This window comes from Bacillus sp. ME78, from assembly GCF_903970865.1.
GTDB classification, from domain to species: Bacteria; Bacillota; Bacilli; order Bacillales; family Bacillaceae_G; genus Bacillus_A; species Bacillus_A cereus.
Genome location: NZ_CAJCKK010000077.1, coordinates 1 through 1797, shown reverse-complemented (window position 1 = coordinate 1797; position 1797 = coordinate 1). Strand labels below are relative to the sequence as shown.

Sequence of the window (1797 nt, the reverse complement as noted above, 5' to 3'; positions counted from 1 at the left end):
CCAGAGAAGTACCAGATCCAATGATTGGATTATTATTAAGATACATAGTGATACCTGCCAAATTACCTCCTGGTTGAATGATAACTTGTACTTCATAGATTGCCAAATAGGTTCTTCCACCTTCAAGTAAAACAGTTGTTGGTGGTGTGAACGAGATTGCTGTACCATTAGAATTTACCACGGTATCTAGTGGAATCGCGGAATTTACAGAAACTATTGATGGGGTAGTTTGAACAACATTTAAACTATTAGCCGTGGGGGATGGACAAGTGCAAGGTTTGTGAATGTTAGAGTTGTTATCATTTTGGAAATTCACAAATAATCAAGCTCCTTTGCGTAAAAAAATTTTTATCCTATATAAAACGTAGCTTTTTTGTATCTAAGTTATTTTTAATAAATTTTTAAAGATAAATCGAATATTGTTGGTCAGTCGACTCATAAAAGTATTCGATACTCTAGGATTTCAAAGTGCATCTGATAAATATATATGAATGTTTTTTTAAGGACATTACTGTAAGTTAGGAAAACATAAATCTGGAAATAAAACTTGATATTCCGGGTTTAACCGAAGATCAGTAGTTGAGGTTGTAAAGTGTATATAATTTTTTTCTAATTTATCTAGTGTTGCCAGATGATGAGTACCTAAGTCACGCTGGATGCTATGTTTAGAAAGAGTAGGCCCAATTTGTAATTTTCGGTTTTTCATAGCAGTATTCCAGGGACTGTAAAAGAATTTTAAAATGAAAGCAGGATACATGTAAACGATAAATGGATCAGGTGACCGATGTCGCCCTGCCCAATAGTTACCATGCGAATAATGGTGGATTAATCTACCGCCATAGTATGGAGCAGGTGGATTAGGAGGGATTATTCTCCCATGATAACGCTGTTTGACAAGGGGAATTCCGTATCTGGGATTGGTATAACCGTGAGCAGGGTCATCCACCATCAGAATAGTTCTAATAGCATACATCTTTTGCCCTAAATTGGCAAGAGATGAGAAAAAGGCTTCCTTATCAACACAGCAAAGAAATTCAGTGGTATTTAGTACCATTTTCCATCCCGTAATTTCTTTTTCTATGTTCATTACTTCTTGATCAACTAAAATGGCATCAAACTCTAGTACCTTTGATTCACGGATTTCCCAATGAGGTGCAAATAATTTGCATAATTCAACCGAACGATCAGTAGACCCACGATTAATAAGAATGCCATGATCAAATAATTTTGTGTGGTGCATTAACCACCACGGAAGCAGATACTCTTCGTTATAAAAATGAGAAATTAAAGTAGTGTTAATAAAAAGTCCTCCTTTCAAAATTTTGTGGAATATATCCTTATCTAGTAAGATATGTTACTTGATCTAAAAAGAATGAAGAAAGATTTTTAACAAAATAGTTAGTTTAATAAAAACCGGAAAATGTGGGGAGTAAAAGGAGAAGAACCCTTTATATAAAGGGTTCTTCTGGTGATTTAATCTATCAATTACACTCGTGGTAATATTTATCACATGAATCGTTATTATCGTTACAGCATATACAGAATGTTTTTTGAACAAATAAACTAACTACACTAGTAGAACCTTCTTGCTTTGTAAGAGTAAGACTTTGAAAATCTTCAACTTGAAATATTTTTGTTTGAACAGGTTGTAATGTAGTAGTAATTGGTACGTTAGATCTTCTTGTTAGAATAGTTACTTGAACGGGTGCACTCATACCGACAACGAATAACTGAATTAATGTTTTATTATGATTGTTTGTAAAATCCTCAAATACAGTTTGTGGAGCGGTGGTTTCA

Annotated in this window: 3 protein-coding genes; all 3 read right to left on the bottom strand. The window is 33.9% G+C overall.

Annotation, left to right across the window (positions count from 1 at the left end; translation table 11 throughout):
* Positions 1–316: hypothetical protein (locus tag H6481_RS28105; protein ID WP_182813797.1), on the bottom strand; the 316-nt coding region annotated here is incomplete at its 3' end.
* Positions 317–508: 192 nt separating this feature from the next.
* Complete coding sequence (locus H6481_RS28100; RefSeq protein WP_346655889.1) at positions 509–1240, bottom strand: glycosyltransferase family 2 protein; 732 nt, start codon at positions 1238–1240, stop codon at positions 509–511.
* Between the two features lie 241 nt (positions 1241–1481).
* A partial coding sequence (locus H6481_RS28095; protein ID WP_182813795.1) for an exosporium protein D occupies positions 1482–1797 on the bottom strand: 316 nt, incomplete at its 5' end.